The sequence below is a fragment of the Streptomyces sp. ASQP_92 genome, assembly GCF_025399895.1.
Lineage (GTDB): Bacteria > Actinomycetota > Actinomycetes > Streptomycetales > Streptomycetaceae > Streptomyces.
The window spans coordinates 288,169-307,635 of the sequence record NZ_JAODUA010000002.1 but is presented as its reverse complement, the minus strand read 5'-3'; the positions used below and the strand labels follow the sequence as shown (position 1 = coordinate 307,635).

The following is a 19,467-nucleotide window of genomic DNA, read 5'->3' as shown; positions in this document are numbered from 1 at the left end:
CAGTAGGGGAGGTGCCAGTTCAATAGTTTTCTGACAGCCAGTCAGATTTCTTCGGCGGCGCCCTTCCCAGTTGTGCGCGCCTTTGCTCTGATGACCCCCAGTCAGTCGGGGCCGGTGTCAGGAGGAATGGTGGAGTACAACCTTGCCGACCTGTTCGAGTCCGTCGTCGACGTGGTTCCGGACCGCGAAGCCCTCGTCTACCTCGACCATCCCGGAACGGGCGCCGAACGCAGGTTGACCTACCGCCAGTTGGACACGGCGGCGAACCGGCTCGCGCACCATCTGATCGACGCGGGGCTCAAGCCCGGTGAGCACCTGGGCCTGCACCTCTACAACGGCGTCGAGTACCTCCAGACCGTACTGGCCGCGCTCAAGGCGCGCCTGGTGCCGGTCAACGTCAACTACCGTTATGTGGAAGAGGAGTTGGCCTACCTCTACCAGGACGCCGACCTCGCGGCGCTCGTGTTCGACACCGAGTTCTCCCCCCGGGTGACGGGTGCGCTGACGCAGGCCCAGAAGCTGCGGCACCTGATCCGGGTGGGGCCCGCCGAGGAGGGCGCGGCGCCTGTCGGGACGGTCGCGTTCGCCGAGGCCGAGGCCGCCGGGTCGCCCGGGCGGGGCTTCGGGCCGCGCTCCGGTGACGACCTGTTCATCATCTACACCGGCGGCACCACGGGCCTGCCCAAGGGCGTGATGTGGCGTCAGGAGGACCTGTTCTTCGCGGGGTTGTTCGGCGGAGACCCGGCCGGCGAACCGGTGGAACGGCCCGAGGAACTGGCCGAGCGGGTCGCCAAGGGCGGGGCTGGCCTGACGTTCTTCCCCGCTCCTCCGCTGATGCACGGCACCTCGACTCTGACCTCGTTCGTGGCCTTCGACTACGGCCAGCGGGTGGTCATCCACCGCAAGTACGTGCCCGAAGAGGTGCTCCGCACGATCGAGAAGGAGAAGGTCACCAGCGTGTCCCTGGTGGGCGACGCGATGCTGCGGCCGCTGATCGACGCGCTGCACGGCCCGCTCAGGGGGACCGACCTCTCCTCGCTGTTCAGCGTCTCCTCATCCGGCGCGATCATGTCGCAGACGGTCCGCGACCAGCTCCAGGAGCTGATACCGGGTGCGCTGATCCTCAACAACTTCGGCTCCTCCGAGTCGGGTTCCAACGGGAAGGCGACCGACGACTCGGGTCCGGAGAAGGGCTTCCGCCTGGAGGTCAACGACCGCACCAGGGTGGTGGATCCGGTGACGCACGAGATGGTCGCGGTCGGCGAGCCGGGGCGCCTTGCCCAGCGCGGGCACGTGCCGCTCGGTTACTACAACGACCCGGTGAAGACCGCCGAGACCTTCTTCCAGCGGGGCAGCGAACGGTGGGTGCTCCTGGGCGACATGGCGACCGTGGACGAGGACGGCATCGTCACGGTGCTCGGGCGCGGCTCGCAGTGCATCAACACGGGCGGCGAGAAGGTCTATCCGGAAGAGGTGGAGCAGGCCCTCAAGTCGCATCCGGACGTGTACGACGCGCTGGTGGCCGGGGTGCCGGACGCCACCTGGGGCAGCCATGTGGCGGCGGTGGTCCAGGTCCGCGACGGCGCGGCCCGGCCCACGCTCGAAGCGATCCAGACGCACTGCCGCACACGGCTGGCCGGCTACAAGGTGCCGCGCCAACTGGTGATCGCCCCCGCCATCCAGCGCTCCCCGAGCGGCAAGGCGGACTACCGCTGGGCGCGGTCGGTCGCCTCCGAGGCGGACGCCGGAGAAGGAAGCGGTGCGGCCCTCACTTGATGCCGAAATCGGCGAGCGCGCCCAGGAATTCGGCGGGCCGCTCGGCGTGCACCAGGTGGCCCGCGTCGATGGTGACGAGGCGGGCGTCCGGTATGCGCGAGGCCATCCAGGCCAGCTTCTTCTGGTCGACATGGCTGGCCGGGCCGCCCGCCACGACCAGGGTGGGCGCCGCGATGGCGGCGAAGCGGCCGCGCCACGACGGGTCGGGGTCGTTCAGCTGGGCGTCGATCGCCGGCACCACGGCCCAGTCGAAGTTCAGCTCGCCGGTGGGGCGCTCGGCAGGGCCGCGCGGCGGCTTGAGGGGGAAGAGCGGCGGGGTCTCCTCCAGGACGAGACGGCCGATGAGGCCGGGCTCGTCCTCGGCGAGCAGCGCCGCGGCCGCGCCCCCCATGGAGTGGCCCACCAAGTCGGCCCCCGCCAGGCCCAGTTCGGTGAGGAAGCCGCGGAGGTCGTCGCGGAACGCCTCGAAGGAGTAGCCGCCCGGCCAGTCGCTCAGACCGTGGCCCCGCAGATCGAGGGCGTACACGCGGCGGGTGGCCGCGAGCCGTCCGGCGATCACCTCCCAGTCCCGGCTGTCGCCGCCCCGGCCGTGCACGAGGACCAGGGGCGGCGCGGACTCGTCGCCCCACACGCGATAGGCGAGCCGGAGCCCGCCGACGGTGACCGTGCGGACGTCCGGATCGAGGAAGGCGGCCACGGTGCGGGTGAAGGCTCCGGGGTCGTCGAGCCAGGGGAAGTGCCCGGCGAGCGGCTGGACTTGGAGCCGTCCGTCGGCGAAGCAGGCCGCGGTCCTGGCCGCCAGGTCCGGGCAGGGGCCGCCGTCCCACTCCCCGGCCAGCACCAGGGCCGGGGCGTCGAGTCGGGCCAGGGCCGCACGGGTGGTCACGGGATCGAACGCGCCGTCGCAGCCGTAGAGGTCCGCCGCCTCGTCGTTGTACTGCTGCTCACCGGCGGCCGCGTGGGCCTTGGCCGCCGCGTCCCACCGGCCGTAGATGAGCGCCTCGTAGCCCGCGTGTGCCGGCCGGCCCGCGAGCACCTCCGAGTAGGCCGCGTACGCCTCCTCGAACCACGGCTCGTCCTTGCGCAGCCGCGCCGCGGCGAGCCGCTCCTCGGGCGTGGGCGGCATGCCGAGGGCCCACGGCGTCGGGGTGATCAGCGCGAGGCGAGCGACCCGTTCGGGGTGGGCCGCCGCGTACAGCATCGCCAAGTTGCCGCCCGCCGAGTGCCCGAGCAGATCGATCCGGTCGAGCCCGAGGTGGGCGCGCAGCGCCTCGACGTCGGCCACCTGCCGGTCGCAGCGGTAGGACGACGGGTCCCGCGGTATCTCCGAGTCCCCGGTGCCGCGCAGATCGAGCAGGACCAGTTGGCGGTGGGCGGCCAGGCCGCCGAGGTCCCCCAGATACGCCGAGGCGCGCATCGCGCCGCCCGGCAGGCAGAGCAGTGGTTCGCCCTCGCCGCGCAGGTGGTAGGCGAGTCGGGTTCCGTCGTACGTCGTGAACTTCGGCATGACGCCGATCCTCACAGCCGTCCGCGGGGCGCGGCAACGCCTTTCGCTCAGGGCGCGATCTTGGACGGCCGGTCGGGCCGAGGGACTCGTTCCGGGTTGTCCACAGGCCTTGACGCATCCCTGGGGCTGGTGAATTACTGATCCGAAACAGATCGACCGAATGATCGGTCGTCCGATTTCGTCACCCTTTGCGGGGTGGGGTGAGGACGGGAGCGCACCATGGCGGCTGAGCTGGACGAGGCCGAGCGGCTGAGCCGGCCGGAGCTCGAAGCCCTTCAGCTCGATCGGCTGCGCGCCTCGCTGCGCCACGCGTACGACAACGTCGCGTTCTATCGGGAGGCCTTCGACAAGGCGGGGGTCCGCCCGGAGAACTGTCGCTCGCTCGCCGATCTGGCCCGCTTCCCCTTCACCGCGAAATCGGATCTGCGCGACCACTACCCGTTCGGGATGTTCGCGGTCCCCGAGGGGGACGTCCGCCGCATCCACGCCTCCAGCGGCACCACGGGCCGCCCGACCGTCGTCGGCTACACCCAGCGGGACCTGGACACCTGGGCGGACGTGGTGGCCCGCTCGATCCGCGCGGCGGGCGGGCGCCCCGGCCACAAGGTCCATGTGGCGTACGGATACGGCCTGTTCACGGGCGGACTCGGTGCGCATTATGGGGCCGAGCGGCTGGGCTGCACAGTGATCCCCGCCTCCGGGGGCATGACGGCCCGTCAGGTCCAGCTGATCCAGGACTTCCGCCCCGAGATCATCATGGTGACGCCGTCCTACATGCTGACGCTGCTCGACGAGTTCGAGCGGCAGGGCGTCGACCCCCGCTCCACCTCGCTCCAGGTGGGCATCTTCGGCGCCGAGCCGTGGACGCAGGAGATGCGCCGCGAGATCGAGGAGCGGTTCGCCATCGACGCGGTCGATATCTACGGGCTGTCCGAGGTGATGGGCCCCGGTGTCGCGCAGGAGTGTGTGGAGACCAAGGACGGGCTGCACATCTGGGAGGACCACTTCTACCCCGAGGTGGTGGACCCGCTCACCGGCGAGGTGCTGCCGGACGGTGAGCGCGGCGAGCTGGTCTTCACCTCGCTCACCAAGGAGGCGATGCCGGTGATCCGCTACCGGACGCGGGACCTGACGCGGCTGCTGCCCGGTACGGCCAGGGTTTTCCGGCGCATGGAGAAGGTGACCGGGCGCAGTGACGACCTGATCATTCTGCGCGGGGTGAATCTCTTCCCCACCCAGATCGAGGAGATCGTGCTGCGCACGCCCGGCGTCGCCCCTCACTTCCAGCTCAGGCTGACCCGCCGGGGCCGGCTCGACGCGCTGACGGTACGGGTGGAGGCGCGGGCGGGACTGGCGCCGGAGCAGCGCGAGGCGGCCGCCCGCTCGATCGTCACGGCGGTCAAGGACGGTATCGGCGTCTCGGCGGACGTGGAGGTCGTCGACCCCGAGACCATCGAGCGCTCGGTCGGCAAGTTCAAGCGCATCGTCGATCTGAGACAGGAGCGGAGCTGACCTCCACGGCCACAACTACTGCCCTGCGCGCGGCAGTTCAGGCGAACCGGTCGCGCAGTTCGCGCTTGAGGATCTTCCCGCTCGCGTTCCGGGGCAGTTCGTCCACGAACCGCACCCGCTTGGGGGTCTTGAAGCCGGCCAGCGACCGCCGCGCGTGCTCGATGAGCTCGGCCTCGGTGACCTCGCCCCGCCGTACGACGAACGCGGTGACCGCCTCGATCCAGCGGTCGTCGGGCAGCCCCACGACGGCGGCCTCGGCGACCGCCGGGTGGGTGTACAGCACGTCCTCGACCTGGCGCGAGGCGACCAGTACGCCGCCGGAGTTGATGACGTCCTTCACGCGGTCGACGACGGTGAAGTAGCCCTCGGTGTCGCGCACCGCGAGGTCCCCGGAGTGGAACCACCCGTCGCGGAAGGCTTCCTCGGTCTCGGCCGGCTTGTCCCAGTACCCCTCGCACAACTGCGGGGAGCGGTAGACGACTTCGCCCGCCGTCCCGTCGGGCACCTCCTTGCCGTTCTCGTCGACGACCCTCGCCTCGACGAACAGGACGGGTCGCCCGCACGAGTCGAGCCGCCCCTCGTGCTCGTCGGGGCCGAGCACGGTGGCCAGCGGGCCGATCTCGCTCTGCCCGAAGCAGTTGTAGAAGGCGAGCCCCGGCAGCCGTTCGCGCAGCCGCTCCAGGACCGGCACCGGCATGATCGAGGCCCCGTAGTAGGCCTTGCGCAGGCCGCTCAGGTCGCGGGTGGCGAACTCGGGATGGCCCGCGAGTGCGATCCACACCGTGGGCGGCGCGAACAGCGAGTCGGCGCGTCCCGCCTCCACCAGATCGAAGAGACGGCCCGCGTCGGGTGCGTCCAGGACGGTGTTCTCGGCGCCGACCGCCAGGTAGGGCAGCAGGAAGACGTGCATCTGCGCCGAGTGGTAGAGCGGCAGGGTGTGGACGGGCCGGTCCGAGGCGCGCAGGTCGAGCGCCGTGATGGCGGAGACATATGCGTGCACGAGCGCCCGGTGCGTCATCATCGCGCCCTTGGGCAGCGCGGTGGTGCCGGAGGTGTAGAGCAGCTGCACCAGGTCGTGCCGGTCGCCGTCGCACACGTAGGGGACCGGCTCGGCCAGGGCCGCCAGCAGCGAGCCCGCGCCGTCACGCAAGGGGAGCGTCGTGAAGCGTGGGGGCACCCGTTCGGCGAGCGCCGGGTCGGCGAGGACGAGGGCCGCGCCGGACTGCTCCAGGATGTACACCAGGTCGTCGCCGGTGAGGTGCTGGTTGATCGGCACATGGATGAACCCGGCGCGGGAGCAGGCGAGGAACGCGATGAGATACGCGTCCGAGTTGTGGCCGTAGGCGGCGACCCGGTCGCCCTTGTGCAAGCCCCGCGCGGTCAGGAAGGCGGCCGCGGTGGACACGGCTGCGTCCAGTTCGGCATAGCTCCAGGAGCGCTCCGCGTAGCGCAGGGCGATGCGGTCGGGGGTGCGCCGGGCGCTGCGGCGCACGATGCCGTCGACGGTGCTGCTGCGTACCTCGTTCATGGCTGGATCCTGGGCGGCCGGGAGGCCGGGGTCAAGCCGTGTCACATCGCGCGCTCGTGGCCCTCCCAGTACGGTTCGCGCAACCGCCGCTTGTAGAGCTTGCCGTTGGGGTCGCGGGGCATCGCCGCGATGAAGTCGAGGGTCTTGGGGCGTTTGTACGCGGCCAGCCGGTCCGCGCAGTGGGCGAGTATCCCCGCGGCGAGTTCCTCTCCCGCGGTGTGGCCCTCGGCCACCTCGACGACGGCCTTGACCTCCTCGCCCCAGTCGGCGTGCGGAATGCCGAAGGCGGCGGCGTCCGCGACGGCCGGGTGGGTCAGCAGGGCGGCCTCGATCTCGGCCGGGTAGATGTTGACGCCACCGGAGATGATCATGTCGATCTTGCGGTCGCGCAGGAAGAGGTAGCCGTCCTCGTCGAGGTAGCCGAGGTCGCCGACGGTGAAGAAGTCGCCGATGCGGTTCTTCCTGGTCTTGCCCTCGTCCTTGTGGTAGCTGAAGCCGCCCGTCGACATCTTCATGTAGACCGTGCCGAGCTGCCCCGCCGGCAGCGGGTTGCCGTCGTCGTCGAAGACCGCCAACTCACTGATGGGCCAGGCCTTTCCGACGGTTCCCGGCTTCTTCAGCCAGTCCTCGGCGGTGGCGAACGCCCCGCCTCCCTCGCTCGCCGCGTAGTACTCCTCGACGCAGTTCCCCCACCAGTCGATCATGGCGCGTTTGACGTGGTCGGGGCAGGGCGCGGCGCCGTGGATGGCGTGCCGCATCGACGACACGTCGTAGCGCGCCTTCACGTCGTCGGGCAGCGACAGGAGCCGGTGGAACTGGGTCGGCACCATGTGCGTGTGGGTGCAGGCCTGTTGGTCGATGAGACGCAGCATCTCCTGCGGCGTCCACTTGTCCATGAGGACGATGCGGTGCCCGATGTGCAGGGAGGCGCCCGCGAATTGGAGGACGGCCGTGTGGTAGAGCGGCGAGCACACCAGGTGGACGTTGTCCTCGAACGGCTTGATGCCGAAGATGGCGAGGAAGCCGCCGAGATAGGTCTCCTCCGGGAGCTTTCCGGGCAGCGGGCGCCGGATGCCGCGCGGGCGTCCAGTGGTGCCCGAGGTGTAGTTCATGACCCAGCCGAGCGTGCGGTCCGGCGGCGCCGACTCGGGCTGCCCGTCGAGGAGTTGGGCGTACGGGGTGAAGCCGGGCACGGCGCCCACGGCATAGCGATGGGAGGCGGGGACGTTCGCCTCGTGGGCGGCGGCGACGGCCGCGTCGGCGAACCGTTCGTGTGCGATGAGCACCTTGGCGCCGGAGTCGGCGACGATCCAGGCGATCTCGGGGCCGACCAGGTGGTGGTTGACCGGCACGAGGTAAAACCCGGCCTGGGACGCGGCGAGGTAGGCGGTGAAGAACTCGACGCCGTTGGGCAGCACCACGGCGAACGCGTCGCCGCGCTCCAGGCCGGCGGCCCGCAGCCCGTGGACGAGTTGGTTGACGGCGGCGTGCAGCCGGCCCGCGGTCCACTCCTCGCCGTCCGGCGCGAGGAGCACGGGCCGGTCGGGGTCGGCGGTGGCCTGGGCCCAGAAACCGTTGGGCGGCTGGTTCATCGGGCGTCCCTCCCGGCGATGCGGTTGATGCGGTCGACGGCGCGCTCGAAGCCGCGCGTCAGCTCGTCGAAGGTGTCCTGGACGCTGCGTTCGGCGGTCATCTTCCCCACGATCTGGCCCACAGGTGTGCCGAGCAGCGGTTCGACCTCGTACTTCTGGATGCGCGAGACGGCCTCGGCGACGAGGAGGCCCTGGAGCGGCATGGGTAGGGTGCCGGGTCCCGCCGGGTCGTCCCAGGCGTCGGTCCACTCGGTGCGCAGTTGGCGGGCGGGCTTGCCGGTGAGGGCCCGGGAGCGGACGGTGTCGCCCGAGCCGGCCGCGAGGAGTTTGCGGGTCAGCGCGCGGGAGTGGAGGTCGGCCTCGGTGGTGGTCAGCCAGAGCGAGCCGAGCCAGACGCCCTGGGCGCCGAGGGCGAGCCCGGCGGCGATCTGCTCGCCGCTGCCGATGCCCCCGGCCGCGAGGACCGGCAACGGGCCGACGGCGTCGACGACTTCGGGGACCAGCACCATGGTGGCGATCTCCCCGGTGTGGCCGCCGGCCTCGTAGCCCTGGGCGACGACGACGTCGATGCCTGCGTCCGCGTGGTGGCGGGCGTGGCGGGCGCTGCCGGCGAGCGCGGCGACGAGCACGCCGCGCTCGTGGGCGCGCTCGACGACGTCGGCGGGCGGTGAGCCGAGCGCGTTGGCCAGCAGCTTGATCGGATAGTCGAAGGCGACGTCGAGCTGGTTGCGGGCCACCTGTTCCATCCAGCCGGTGATGCGCCAGCCGGAGGCCTCTCCTTCGGCGAGCTCGGGCACGCCGTGCTTGGCCAGGGTCTCCCGCACGAACCGCCGGTGCGACTCGGGGATCATGGCCTCGACCTCGGCCTCGCCGACCCCCTCGACCTTCTTGGCGGGCATCACCACGTCGAGGCCGTAGGGCAGGTTGTCGGTGTGCTCCTGCATCCAGTCCAGGTCGCGTGCGAGGTCGTCGGGCGCCGTGTAACGGACCGCGCCGAGCACGCCGAATCCGCCGGCCCGGGTGATGGCCGCGGCCACCGCCGGAAACGGCGTGAAGCCGAAGACGGCGTGCTCCACTCCGAGTTTCTTGCTCAGCTCCGTCTGCATGGGGCGCAGGATGCCGTAGCGGAAGCGACGAGGGAAGAGATTTTCTGATGCTGCGTCAGTTTCTTTGCGCCATGCCCCGGACGCCCGCCAGGTCATGACACGGCCGACGCCGGGGAAGAAAGTTCCCGGGGATCTGCGCGACCACGAAAGATACTTTCACCGCGCCAGGGCGGCGCGTAAGGGAAGGGGTGCGGGCCGGTGGCCGCGGAAGTCCCGGGCATGAGCAGACGACAACCGGCCGGTGCGGCGATGGTGGTGGAGGCGCGCTGATGGTGGGCTCGACGCCGGGAACGGCGACGGCGGACGAACGGGGCCGCACCCTGCGGCACGGCCGGGCCGAGCGGGCCGGGCTGCTGCCGGAGCACCTGGACCGCTTGGCCGAGGAGGCCGAGCGCTACCTCGGCCCCTCGCCCCAGCACCCCTGGTACGCGGGAGCCGTGCTGCTCGCGGGGCGCGGCGGCACGGTCGCCCTGCACCGGGCGATCGGCAGCGCGGTGCGCTACGCGAGGTACGACGAGAAGAGCGACAGGGCCGTGGAGCTGGCGCCCCAGGACCGGATCGCGGCGGCCGAGGACACGGTGTACGACCTCGCCTCCCTCTCCAAACTGTTCACCTCGCTGCTCGCCGTCCAGCAGATCGAGCGGGGCGCGCTGGCCCTCGACCGTCCCGTCGCCGCGTATCTGCCCGAGTTCGGCGCGGCGGGCAAACAGGCGGTCACCGTACGGCAGTTGCTCACCCACACCTCGGGGTTCCGGTCCTGGATCCCGCTGTACGAGGCGCCGACGTACGAAGCGAGGCTGGGGCTCATCTGGAACGAGGCCCCGGCCACCGCGCCCGGCAGCGCCTACCTCTACTCCGACCTGAATCTGATCTCGCTCCAACTGGTCCTGGAGAGGATCACCGGACGTCCCCTGGACGCGCTGCTCCACGACGAGATCACCGCTCCGCTCGGAATGCGCCGCACCCGCTACAACCCGCCCGCGTCCTGGAAGCCGGGGATCGCCGCGACCGAGGACGCCCGCCGGCCGTGGTCGGGGATCGACCGGGGCCCGGTGTGGGGCGAGGTCCACGACGAGAACGCGTACTGCCTCGGCGGAGTGGCCGGCCATGCCGGGGTGTTCTCCTGCGCCTGGGACCTCGCGGTCCTCGCCCGGACCCTGCTCAACGGCGGCCTCTACGGACGGGCCCGGATCCTGCGCCCCGACTCCGTGGAGCTGCTGTTCACCGACTTCAACACGGCCTTCCCCGGCCATGAGCACGGCCTGGGCTTCGAGCTGTACCAGCACTGGTACATGGGCGCGATGGCCACCCCGCGCAGTGCCGGGCACACGGGCTTCACCGGCACCAGCATCGTCATCGACCCCGGCACCGACACCTTTCTCGTGCTGCTCGCCAACTCCGTTCACCCGGTCCGTACGTGGCGCTCCGGCTCGGCGCCCCGAGTGGCCGCGGGCGACGCCCTCGCCCGCGCGGTCCCGGTACGCCCCGCACACGGCGGGGAGTCGTGGTTCGCGGGCATGGCGCGCGGGACCACCGCCACCCTCACCCTGCCCCCCTCTCCCCCGGCCGCCCAGCGCCGCCTGGGCTGCGCCCTGTGGTGGGACACCGAGCCGGGCGTGGGCACCGTCGCCCTGGAGGCCTCGCCGGGATCCGGCGGAGCCTGGCGGCCCGTGCCGTTCACGACCGCGCTCCCCGGAAAGGCGGCCGTGGAACATCCGGCGGGATCGGTGACGGGGTGGTCCGGGCGGGTCTGGCACGAGGTGAGCGCGGATCTGACCGACTGGCCGACGGAACCGGTGCGGCTGCGCTGGCGGTACACCACCGGCCCCCTGTATGTCGGTCGCGGGGTCTACGTCGACGGGCTGCGGATCGTCGAGGACGGCCGGGTCCTGTTCGACGAGTCGCGGCCGCACGACGCCGCCCGGATCGAGGCGCGCGGCTGGACACGCTCCCCGAACTGACCTGTGCGGACGGGCGTTGAGGAGGGCGATCCCTCACCGGCCGAGCACGGCCATCGCCGCGTTGTGCCCGGGGATGCCGCTCACACCACCGCCGCGCACCGCGCCCGCCCCGCACAGCAGCACGTTCGGATGGCTCGTCTCGACGCCCCAGCGGCCCGTCGACTCGTCGCCGTAGGGGAAGGCCAGGCCGCGGTGGAAGATGTGGCCGCCGGGCAACCGCAGGTCGCGCTCCAGGTCGAGGGGCGTCTTCGCCTCGATGCAGGGGCGGCCGTCGGCGTCCCGGGCCAGACAGTCGGCGAGCGGTTCGTCGAGGTGGGCGTCCAGTTGGGCGAGGGTGGCGCGGAGCAGCAGCTCGCGCGCCTTGTCGTTGTCCTCGGCGAACAGCCGGGCCGGGGTGTGCAGACCGAACAGGGTGAGGGTCTGGTAGCCCCGGCCCGCGAGCTCGGGACCGAGGATCGAGGGATCGGTCAGCGAGTGGCAGTAGATCTCCGAGGGCGGCGCGCTGGGCAGCTCGCCCCGCGCGGCCTCGGCGTAGGCGGTCGCCAACTGCGCGTATCCCTCGGCGATGTGGAAGGTACCGGCGAAGGCCTCCCTCGGGTCCACCGAGGTGTCCCGGAGCCGGGGCAGCCGTTCGAGCAGCATGTTGACCTTGAGCTGGGCGCCCTCGGCGGGTTCGGGCGGCGTAGCGCCCGTGAGGTCGGCCAGGGCACGCGGCGAGGCGTTCACCAGGACGTGCCGGGCGGCCACGGTGCCGGAGGTCTCGCCGGTGACATAGCCGACCTCGGCCTCGGTCCCGTCGGTGCGGATCGCGGTCACCTCGTGCCCGGTGACGATCTCCGCGCCTGCCGCGCGGGCGGCGTCGGCGAGCGCGTCGGTGAGGGCGCCCATGCCGCCCACGGGCACGTCCCAGTCCCCGGTGCCCTGGCCGATCACGTGGTAGAGGAAGCAGCGGTTCTGGGCGAGCGAGGGGTCGTGGGCGTCGGCGAAGGTGCCGATCAGAGCGTCCGTGAGCACGACGCCCCGCACCAGGTCGTCGCTGAAGCGGTCCTCGACGGCGACGCCGATGGGCTCCTCGAACAGCATCCGCCACGCCGCGTCGTCGCCGACCCGCGCCCGCAGCGCGGCGGCGCTCGGCAGCGGCTCGGTCAGCGTGGGAAAGACCCGCTCGGCCACCTGACGCATCGTGTCGTAGAAACCCTGCCAGGCTGCGAACTCGGCGCCGGATCCGGTCAGTTGCCGGAAGGACGCGGCGGTACGCTCCCGCCCCCCACCCACCAGAAGTCCGCCGGGCCGCCCTTCACGCAGAGTCGGCGTGTACGAGGACACGGTGCGCTTGCGGACCGCGAAGTCCAGCGCCAGGTCGTCGACGATCTTCTTCGGGAGTAGCGAGACGAGGTAGGAGTAGCGCGAGAGCCGGGCGTCCACCCCCGCGAAGGGCCGGGTGGACACGGCCGCGCCACCGGTGCGGTCGAGCCGTTCGAGCACCAGGACGGACTTGCCCGCCCGGGCGAGATAGGCGGCGGCAACCAGGCCGTTGTGGCCTCCACCGACGATGACGGCGTCGTACAGCTCACGGTCGAACGCGCTACGTACGGACATGCCCCTTGATAACACGCCACCCTCCTCCCACCCCACCCCCCAACCTTCCCGGCCCCGGGAAACCGCGCGCCCAAGGGGGGTTCAGCGGCGCGGGGAACCGCGCGAGACGCGGGCACGGTCCGCAGAAGGAGGCGGGTTTGGGGGCGCGGGGAACTGCGCGAGACGCGGGCACGGTCCGCGGAAGAAGGCGGGTTTGGGGGCGCGGGGAACTGCGCGAGAAGCGGGCACGGTCCGCAGGCGCCCTGGGGCTCCGCCCCAGACCCCGTTCGGGCCTGAAGGGCCCTCGTCCTCAAACGCCGGACGGGCTGAGGTGTCCCATGCCGGCCGGTACCGGAGACGCCAGACGGGCTGAGGCGTCCCGTGCTGACCGGCACCGCGTAGTCAAGGGGCGCGGGGAACTGCGCGAGACGCGAGCACGGTCCGCAGATGAAGGCGGGTTTAGGGGCGCGGGGAACTGCGCGAAACGCGGGCACGGTCCGCAGAAGGAGGCGGGGTTGGGGGCGCGGGGAACTGCGCGAGACGCGGGCACGGTCCGCAGAAGGAGGCGGGGTTGGGGGGCGCGGGGAACTGCGCGAAACGCGCCCGCCCGCAGGCGAGAGCGGGTTCAAGACGCACCCCGCACCTCCCCCGGCGGCCGGTCGGCGGGCGGCGGGGCCGGGGTGGCCGGGGCGCGGTGCGGGGCGGTCCATGCGCCGGTGAGGCCCGCGGTGTGGTCGGGCGGGGCGGCCGGGGAGATGGCACGGGTCGCCTTGTGCCCGGTGGTCATCCCCTTCGTCCAGGACGGCAGCCGGGGCGCGGCACGCGGGCGCAGCGGCACCGGGTCGGCGAGCGGGCGCCCGCCCCGCCCCGCGGCCAGTCGCGCCGCCACCTCCCCCGCGTTGTCCGGTCGTTGACCGGGCTCCTTGGCCAGCAGGTCGAGCACCACGCGGTCGAGGAAGCCGGGCAGCTCGGCGCGGTGTTCGCGTGGGGGGCGGGGTTCGGTGTGGCGGTGGCCGACGAGCACCGCCCAGGCGTCGTCCAGGTCGAACGGGGGCACGCCGGTGGAGATCTCGTAGAGCACACAGCCGAGCGAGTACAGGTCGCTGCGGTGGTCGACCTCGGCGCCGCCGATCTGCTCCGGTGACATGTAGTGCGGGGTGCCCATGGCGATGCCGGTGCCGGTGAGGCGGCCGGTGAGGTCGATGTCGGCGTCGAGCCGGGCGATGCCGAAGTCGCAGATCTTCACGGTGCCGTCGTCGAGCCGCATGATGTTCGCGGGCTTCAAGTCCCGGTGCACGATGCCCTGTTGATGGGTGTAGGCGAGGGCCGCCGCGACCTGTTCGGCGATGTCCACGACGTCCGCGACCGGCAACGGCCGCTGCTCGTTGTCGTCGAGGCACTCGCTGAGGTTGCGCCCGTCGAGCAGTTCCATCACGAGGTAGAGCCCGCCCTCGTACTCCCCGAAGTCGTGCACGACGGTCACCCCGCGGTGCTGGAGCGCGGCGGCGAGCCGGGCCTCGCGCCGGAAGCGCTCCCCGAGGACCCGGGCGACGGACTCCTCGTGGCCCGGGGCGGGCGGCTTGAGCAGCTTGATCGCGACCCGCCGCTCCAGCGACTCGTCGCGGGCCCGCCACACCTCGCCCATGCCACCGCGCCCGACCACGTCGAGCAGCCGGTAGCGGCCGTGGATCAGCCTGGTTTCCGCCATCTGATGCCGTCGCCCCCGTCACTCACCACCCCGCGCCTCCCGGGCCCGTCCAGTATGGCCGCCTCCCGGCGCAGTGTGTACGGCGCGGGTCGGACCTGGGGCCCGAGCCGGGCGACCGCCTTCAGGATGTGCCGCGGCGGGAGCTGCCAGCGGATCGTCGCGGGGATGCGGCGCAGCGCGGTTCCGGCCATGGTCAGACGGCGGTCCACCACCCCTGTGGCGGGGGCGGGACGGCCGTAGAGCTCGTGGGCGTACGGGGGCAGCGAGGCGTAGGCGAGGGCGGCCACGCGCCGCCACACCAGCGTGCGCGCCGGGACCAGCAGGGGATGGACGGGCGGGCGGCGCAGGAAGTCGTCGACGGCCCGGGCGTCGGCGGTGACCGCGAGACGGGGCCGTATCGAGTCGAAGTAGGCGGCGAGCTCGGCGACGGTGCCCGGCACACCGGCCGGGTCGAGCCCCACCAGGCGGGCGTCCACCCGGTGTTCGCCGACGTAGCGGTCCGCCTGGGCGTCGTGGAGGCGGAATCCGGAGCGCCGGACGACGCCGAGGTAGCTGTCGATCTCGGCGCAGTGCACCCACAGGAGCAGCTCGGGGTCGTCGATCCCGAACCGCTCCCCCGTCTCGGGGTCGTCCGCCGTGAGCAGGGCGTGGATGCGCCGCACCCGGGCGCCGGCCCGCTCGGCGGCCTCCTTCGTGCCGTACGAGAGCGTTCCGACGAAGTCGGCCGTACGCATCAGGCGGCCCCACGCGTCCTGGCGGAAGTCGGAGTTCTGCATGACCCCGCGCACGGCCCGTGGATGCAGAGCCTGGAGGTAGAGGGCGCGGACGCCCGCGATCCACATCATGGGGTCGCTGTGCAACTGCCAGGTGACCGAGTCGGGCCCGAAGTACCCGGGGTCGGCGTCCGTCATCCCCCACCTCCAGTGAGCGTGCGCCCAGCACCGTGCGCGCCTTCCGCCGAGGCTAGTCGCCGCGTTCCTCCGGGGGTACGGGCCGGCGGCAGGGATGTCCGGTCAGGAGGGCGGGCATGCGGGGGCCGGGGCTAACGCCGCACCCGCGGCATCCCCAGGCCGATCCAGGCGATGATCTCCCGCTGGATCTCGTTGTTCCCGCCGCCGAAGGTGAAGATCACGGCGGAGCGGTAGCCGCGTTCGAGTTCGCCGTGCAGGACGGTGTGGGCGGAGCCCTCCTTCATCGGGGCGGCGGCCGCCACGACCTCCATGAGGCAGGCGTAGGCGTCCCGGCGCGCCTCCGAGCCGTACACCTTGACGGCGGAGGCGTCCTGCGGGGTGAGGGTGCCCTCCTGGACGGCGTTGACCATCTGCCAGTTGAGGAGCTTCATCGCGTCCAGGCGGGCGTGGGTGCGGGCGAGGTTCTTGCGGACCCAGCCGAGGTCGATGACGCGGCGGCCGTCGGCGAGCTTGGTGTCCGCCGCCCAGCGCTGGACGTCGTGCAGGGCGCGGATCGCCATGGTGCCGTGCGCCGCCAGGGTGACCCGTTCGTGGTTCAACTGGTTGGTGATCAGGCGCCAGCCCTTGTTCTCCTCGCCGACCCGGCGGGTGGCGGGCACCCGGATGTTCTCGTAGTAGCTGGCCGTGGTGTCGTGCGAGGCGAGCGTGTTGATGAGGGTGCAGCTGTATCCCGGGTCGGACGTGGGCACGAGCAGCATGGTGATGCCCTTGTGCGCGGGGGCGTCCGGGTCGGTGCGCACCGCCAGCCAGACCCAGTCGGCGGTGTCCCCGTTGGTGGTCCAGATCTTCTGGCCGTTCACCGTGTACGTACCGGTGGCCTCGTCGCCCTCGCGTACCGCCCGGGTCTTCAGGGCCGCGAGGTCGGTGCCGGCGTCGGGTTCGCTGTAGCCGATGGCGAAGTCGATCTCGCCGGAGAGGATCTTCGGCAGGAAGTACGCCTTCTGCTCGTCCGTGCCGAACCGCATAATCGTCGGGCCGACGGTGTTCAGCGCCATCAGCGGCAGGGGGACGCCCGCCTGGGCGGCCTCGTCGAAGAAGATGAACTGTTCCATGGGGCTGAGTCCGCGTCCGCCGTACTCCGTGGGCCATCCCACCCCCAGCCAGCCGTCCTCGCCGAGCCGGCGCACGGTCTCGCGGTAGAACCGCTTCTGCGCGGCCGGGTCGGCGTACCGGGCGTGGACGTCGGCCGGCACCAGTCCGGCGAAGTAGGTCCGCAGCTCGGTGCGCAACTGCTGCTGCTCAGGCGTGTATTCGAGGTGCACGGCGCCTCCAGGACGGTCGCGGTACGGCGGCGCACACAGTAGAACGTGTTCCAAGAATCCGGAAGAGAAGTGCCGCTCCCGCCCGCCCGGCCCGCTGGGCGCCCGCTTTCGGACACCCGGTACGCGCCGGGCGGACCGCCGCCTCCCCCGCCCGTGCGGCCCGGGGACGGAGGGGGCGTGTGGGCCGGATGCGGTCCGGGTAGGCGGGGGCGAGAATGGTGCATTACCGGACGAACGTAGGAGGCGGTATGAACGACCGGCCCGATTCCAGCCCGCACGAGCCCGTGACCCCCGACGCCCTGCTGCACACGGGAGCGGGGGGCGAGGTCACCGCGGAGGACCTGGTGCTCGCGTCCGGGCGGGACATCAATCCGCAGAACCTGGCCTGGGCCGAGCGCAAGCTGGCCGCCGAGGGCCCCGCCGCCCTCGACAAGCTGCTGCCGTAGGAGACACCCGGCGAGCGGGGCCGCGCGGGCGCGCCCGGTGCCGCGCCGGGGTGCGGGCCTGCGCCCGCGCGGCTCGGCGCCCGCGCTGGACCGCGCTCGTGCCGGTGCGCCACATGGCGGGGCCACGCGCTCGTGCCGTTCCGTCGCACGGCCGGGCCATGGGCCCCCGGGTGGAGCCGGCCCGGGACGGACGCTTCAGGCGGTGAGGCGCACCTGGCGCAGGAAGGCCGCGTTGTCGGGCGTGCGGCGGAGTTTGTCGAGCAGCGCCTGGAGCGCGCCGTGCGCGTCCTGGTGGTGCAGTGCCCGGCGCAGTGCGCGCATCGCGCTCAACTCCCCCGGTGCGAGCAGGAGTTCCTCGCGCCGGGTGCCGGAGGTGGTGATGTCCACGGCGGGGAAGAGCCGCTTGTCGGCGAGGGTGCGGCTCAGGCACAGCTCCATGTTGCCGGTGCTCTTGAGCTCCTCGAAGAAGTAGTCGTCGGCGCGCGACCCGGTGTCGACCAGAGCGGTCGCGAGGACCGTGAGGGAACCGCCCTCCTCGGTGAGCCGTGCGGCGCCGAACAGCCGCTTGGGGCCGTGCAGCGCGGCCGCGTCGACGCCGCCGCTGAGGGTGCGCCCGCCGGGCACCGCCGCGTTGTTGTGCGCACGGCACAGCCGCGTGAGGGAGTCGAGGAGCAGGACGACGTCCTGACCCTGCTCGACCAGGCGTTTGGCACGTTCGATGGCGAGTTCGGCGAGCGCGATGTGCTCCCTGGGCGGCCGGTCGAAGGTCGAGGCGAGCACCTCGCCGCGGACCGAGCGCATCATGTCGGTGACCTCCTCGGGCCGCTCGTCGATGAGCAGCACCATGAGGTGGCACTCGGGATGGTTCTCGGCGACGGCCTGGGCCAGCTCCTTGAGCAGCACGGTCTTTCCGGTCTTGGGCGGGGCCACGATCAGACCCCGCTGTCCCTTGCCGATGGGCGCCACGAGGTCGATGACACGGGTGGTGAGCCGCTCGGAACGGGTCTCCAGGCGCAGCCGTTCGCGCGGGTGCAGCGGGGTGAGGTCGGCGAAGTGCGGCCGGTGGCGCAGCTCTTGGACCGGGAGGCCGTTGACCCGCACGACACGTTCGGGCGCGACGCCTTCGCATTCGATGAAGTCGCCGTTGCGCAGGCCGAGTTGGCGGATGAGAGCGGGCGGAAGTCTTACGTCGCCCAGGGCCGGGGCGTACCCGGCGGTCCGGATTCTGCCCTGCCCGCCCGCGAGGTCGAGGACGCCGGCGAGCGGGGTCCGGGTGGGGTGGTCGTGGTGGATGGTGGGTTTGTCGAGCGTGCTCAGCACAGGAGGGTCCCTTCGCGCGACGGGGCGCAGGAGAAGTCCGGGCCGTACAGCGGCCGGGAGGGGAACAGCGGGCGCCGCGCCGGAGGCGGCACCGGGAGGAAACAAGCACGGACGCCGCGACGAAGGGGCGTACACACGTGCTGTGGGCAGAGTAGCACCCTTGCTGCCCGGCGGTCCCGAAAAGCGCTCGACGCCGGAACCGCTTCTCCTCAACTCCCCATCCACCAGGGCCATATGAGCCGCCCTGGCCGGGGCCGGCCGGCCTGCCCGTCCCAGGCGGCCTCGGCTGTGTGCGCCCCGGGCCCCTTCTCCCCTGCCCTTCCCGGCCCCGCTGCCCTGTTCCCTGCTACTCCCTGCGACCCTCGTCCCCGCGCTCCTCGAAGACCTCGCGCGCCGCGGCGATGCCGTTGAGGGCGGCGGGGAAGCCGGCGTAGCCCGCCATCTGCGTGATGACCTCGACGACCTCCTCGCGGCTGCCGCCCACGTTGAGCAGTCCGTGGATGTGGACGCGCAGTTGGAGGGCGGCCGTGCCCAGCGCGGTGCACATGGCGACGGAGGCCAGTTCGCGCGACTTGAGGTCGAGCCCCGGGCGGGAGTAGACGTCCCCGAAGGCGAACTCGACGATGTAGCGCGTCAGATCGGGCGCGATGTCCCGCATCGAGGCCACGACCTGGTCCCCGGCGTGTCCGTCGACCTCGGCGAGCTTGGCGAGTCCCCGCTCGTACCGGTCACCCGGCAGCGGCTCGGAGTCGACCGGTGTGGCGGCGACGTCGGGGCGGCGCTCGAAGACCTCGCGGGCGGCACCGATGCCGTTGAGGGCGGCGGGGAAGCCCGCGTACACGGCGGTGTGGATGAGGATCTCGACCACCTCGGCCGGGCTGACCCCCACGTTGAGCGCGCCGTCGATGTGGAAGCGCAGTTGGGGGGCCGCGTTGCCCATGGCGGCCAGCGCGGCGACGGTGGCGATCTGCCGCTGGCGCAGGGTGAGTCCGGGGCGGGACAGGACATCGCCGTAGCCGAAGGCGACGGTCATGCGGCCGAGGTCGGGGGCGATGTCGGCCAGGCTGTCCAGGACCGCCGGGTGCTCCTGGCCGCCGACGGTGCGCAGCAGGGCGAGGCCCCGCTCGAACCGCTCGTCGCTGGTCTCACTGCCGGAGGAGAGGGGGGAGGCGTGGTGTGCGTGCTCTGCGCTGTTCATGC

At 72.2% G+C, this 19,467-nt stretch carries 13 protein-coding genes and 1 pseudogene; 4 read left to right on the top strand and 10 right to left on the bottom strand.

The genetic code is table 11. The features are described from left to right. Positions 1 to 129: 129 nt before the first annotated feature. Entirely contained in the window at positions 130 to 1,776 is a 1,647-nt protein-coding gene (locus N4G70_RS07455) for an acyl-CoA synthetase (RefSeq protein ID WP_261712067.1), read from the top strand. On the opposite strand, the gene N4G70_RS07450 is transcribed toward N4G70_RS07455, so the two are convergent. After that, on the bottom strand, positions 1,769 to 3,283 hold the full coding sequence (locus N4G70_RS07450) for an alpha/beta fold hydrolase (protein WP_261711667.1): 1,515 nt from the start codon (positions 3,281 to 3,283) through the stop codon (positions 1,769 to 1,771). The two genes, N4G70_RS07455 and N4G70_RS07450, sit on opposite strands and share 8 nt — an antisense overlap. A gap of 219 nt (positions 3,284 to 3,502) precedes the next feature. On the opposite strand from N4G70_RS07450, the gene paaK reads away from it, so the two are divergent. Beyond that, complete coding sequence (paaK, locus tag N4G70_RS07445) at positions 3,503 to 4,795, top strand: phenylacetate--CoA ligase PaaK (RefSeq protein ID WP_261711665.1); 1,293 nt, start codon at positions 3,503 to 3,505, stop codon at positions 4,793 to 4,795. Between the two features lie 37 nt (positions 4,796 to 4,832). On the opposite strand, the gene N4G70_RS07440 is transcribed toward paaK, so the two are convergent. The 3 genes from N4G70_RS07440 to N4G70_RS07430 are packed head-to-tail and all read right to left on the bottom strand — an operon-like array spanning position 4,833 to position 9,021. Next, entirely contained in the window at positions 4,833 to 6,323 is a 1,491-nt protein-coding gene (locus N4G70_RS07440; RefSeq protein WP_261711664.1) for an acyl-CoA synthetase, read from the bottom strand. 41 nt (positions 6,324 to 6,364) lie between these two features. Beyond that, positions 6,365 to 7,915, bottom strand: a complete 1,551-nt coding sequence (locus N4G70_RS07435; RefSeq protein ID WP_261711663.1) for an acyl-CoA synthetase — start codon at positions 7,913 to 7,915, stop codon at positions 6,365 to 6,367. Continuing rightward, positions 7,912 to 9,021, bottom strand: a complete 1,110-nt coding sequence (locus N4G70_RS07430) for a nitronate monooxygenase (RefSeq protein WP_261711662.1) — start codon at positions 9,019 to 9,021, stop codon at positions 7,912 to 7,914. The genes N4G70_RS07435 and N4G70_RS07430 overlap by 4 nt, the downstream gene beginning before the upstream one ends. Positions 9,022 to 9,290: 269 nt before the next feature. On the opposite strand from N4G70_RS07430, the gene N4G70_RS07425 reads away from it, so the two are divergent. After that, entirely contained in the window at positions 9,291 to 10,982 is a 1,692-nt protein-coding gene (locus tag N4G70_RS07425; protein ID WP_261711661.1) for a serine hydrolase, read from the top strand. A 33-nt stretch (positions 10,983 to 11,015) separates the two neighbouring features. Here N4G70_RS07425 and N4G70_RS07420 read toward each other — a convergent pair whose 3' ends face one another. From N4G70_RS07420 to N4G70_RS07405, 4 genes and pseudogenes are all read right to left on the bottom strand, one after another. After that, positions 11,016 to 12,581, bottom strand: a complete 1,566-nt coding sequence (locus N4G70_RS07420) for an NAD(P)/FAD-dependent oxidoreductase (protein WP_261711660.1) — start codon at positions 12,579 to 12,581, stop codon at positions 11,016 to 11,018. Between the two features lie 628 nt (positions 12,582 to 13,209). Beyond that, positions 13,210 to 14,268 (bottom strand): annotated as a pseudogene (locus N4G70_RS07415) (serine/threonine-protein kinase); the annotation flags it as partial. Continuing rightward, complete coding sequence (locus tag N4G70_RS07410; RefSeq protein WP_261711659.1) at positions 14,250 to 15,179, bottom strand: oxygenase MpaB family protein; 930 nt, start codon at positions 15,177 to 15,179, stop codon at positions 14,250 to 14,252. The gene N4G70_RS07410 and the pseudogene N4G70_RS07415, both read right to left, overlap by 19 nt. A 131-nt stretch (positions 15,180 to 15,310) precedes the next feature. After that, a complete protein-coding gene (locus N4G70_RS07405; protein WP_261711658.1) occupies positions 15,311 to 16,501 on the bottom strand; it encodes an acyl-CoA dehydrogenase family protein in 1,191 nt (396 codons plus the stop codon). 248 nt (positions 16,502 to 16,749) lie between these two features. Between N4G70_RS07405 and N4G70_RS07400 the strand changes: the two genes are divergently transcribed. Further along, positions 16,750 to 16,947: a hypothetical protein gene (locus N4G70_RS07400; RefSeq protein WP_261711657.1), complete on the top strand. Its 198-nt coding sequence runs from the start codon at positions 16,750 to 16,752 to the stop codon at positions 16,945 to 16,947. A gap of 195 nt (positions 16,948 to 17,142) precedes the next feature. Here the strand turns inward: N4G70_RS07400 and rho are convergent, their stop codons facing one another. Next, a complete protein-coding gene (rho, locus tag N4G70_RS07395) occupies positions 17,143 to 18,267 on the bottom strand; it encodes a transcription termination factor Rho (protein WP_261711656.1) in 1,125 nt (374 codons plus the stop codon). A 346-nt stretch (positions 18,268 to 18,613) separates the two neighbouring features. After that, positions 18,614 to 19,465, bottom strand: coding sequence for a carboxymuconolactone decarboxylase family protein (locus N4G70_RS07390; RefSeq protein ID WP_261711655.1), 852 nt, complete (start codon positions 19,463 to 19,465; stop codon positions 18,614 to 18,616). Between the last annotated feature and the right edge of the window lie 2 nt (positions 19,466 to 19,467).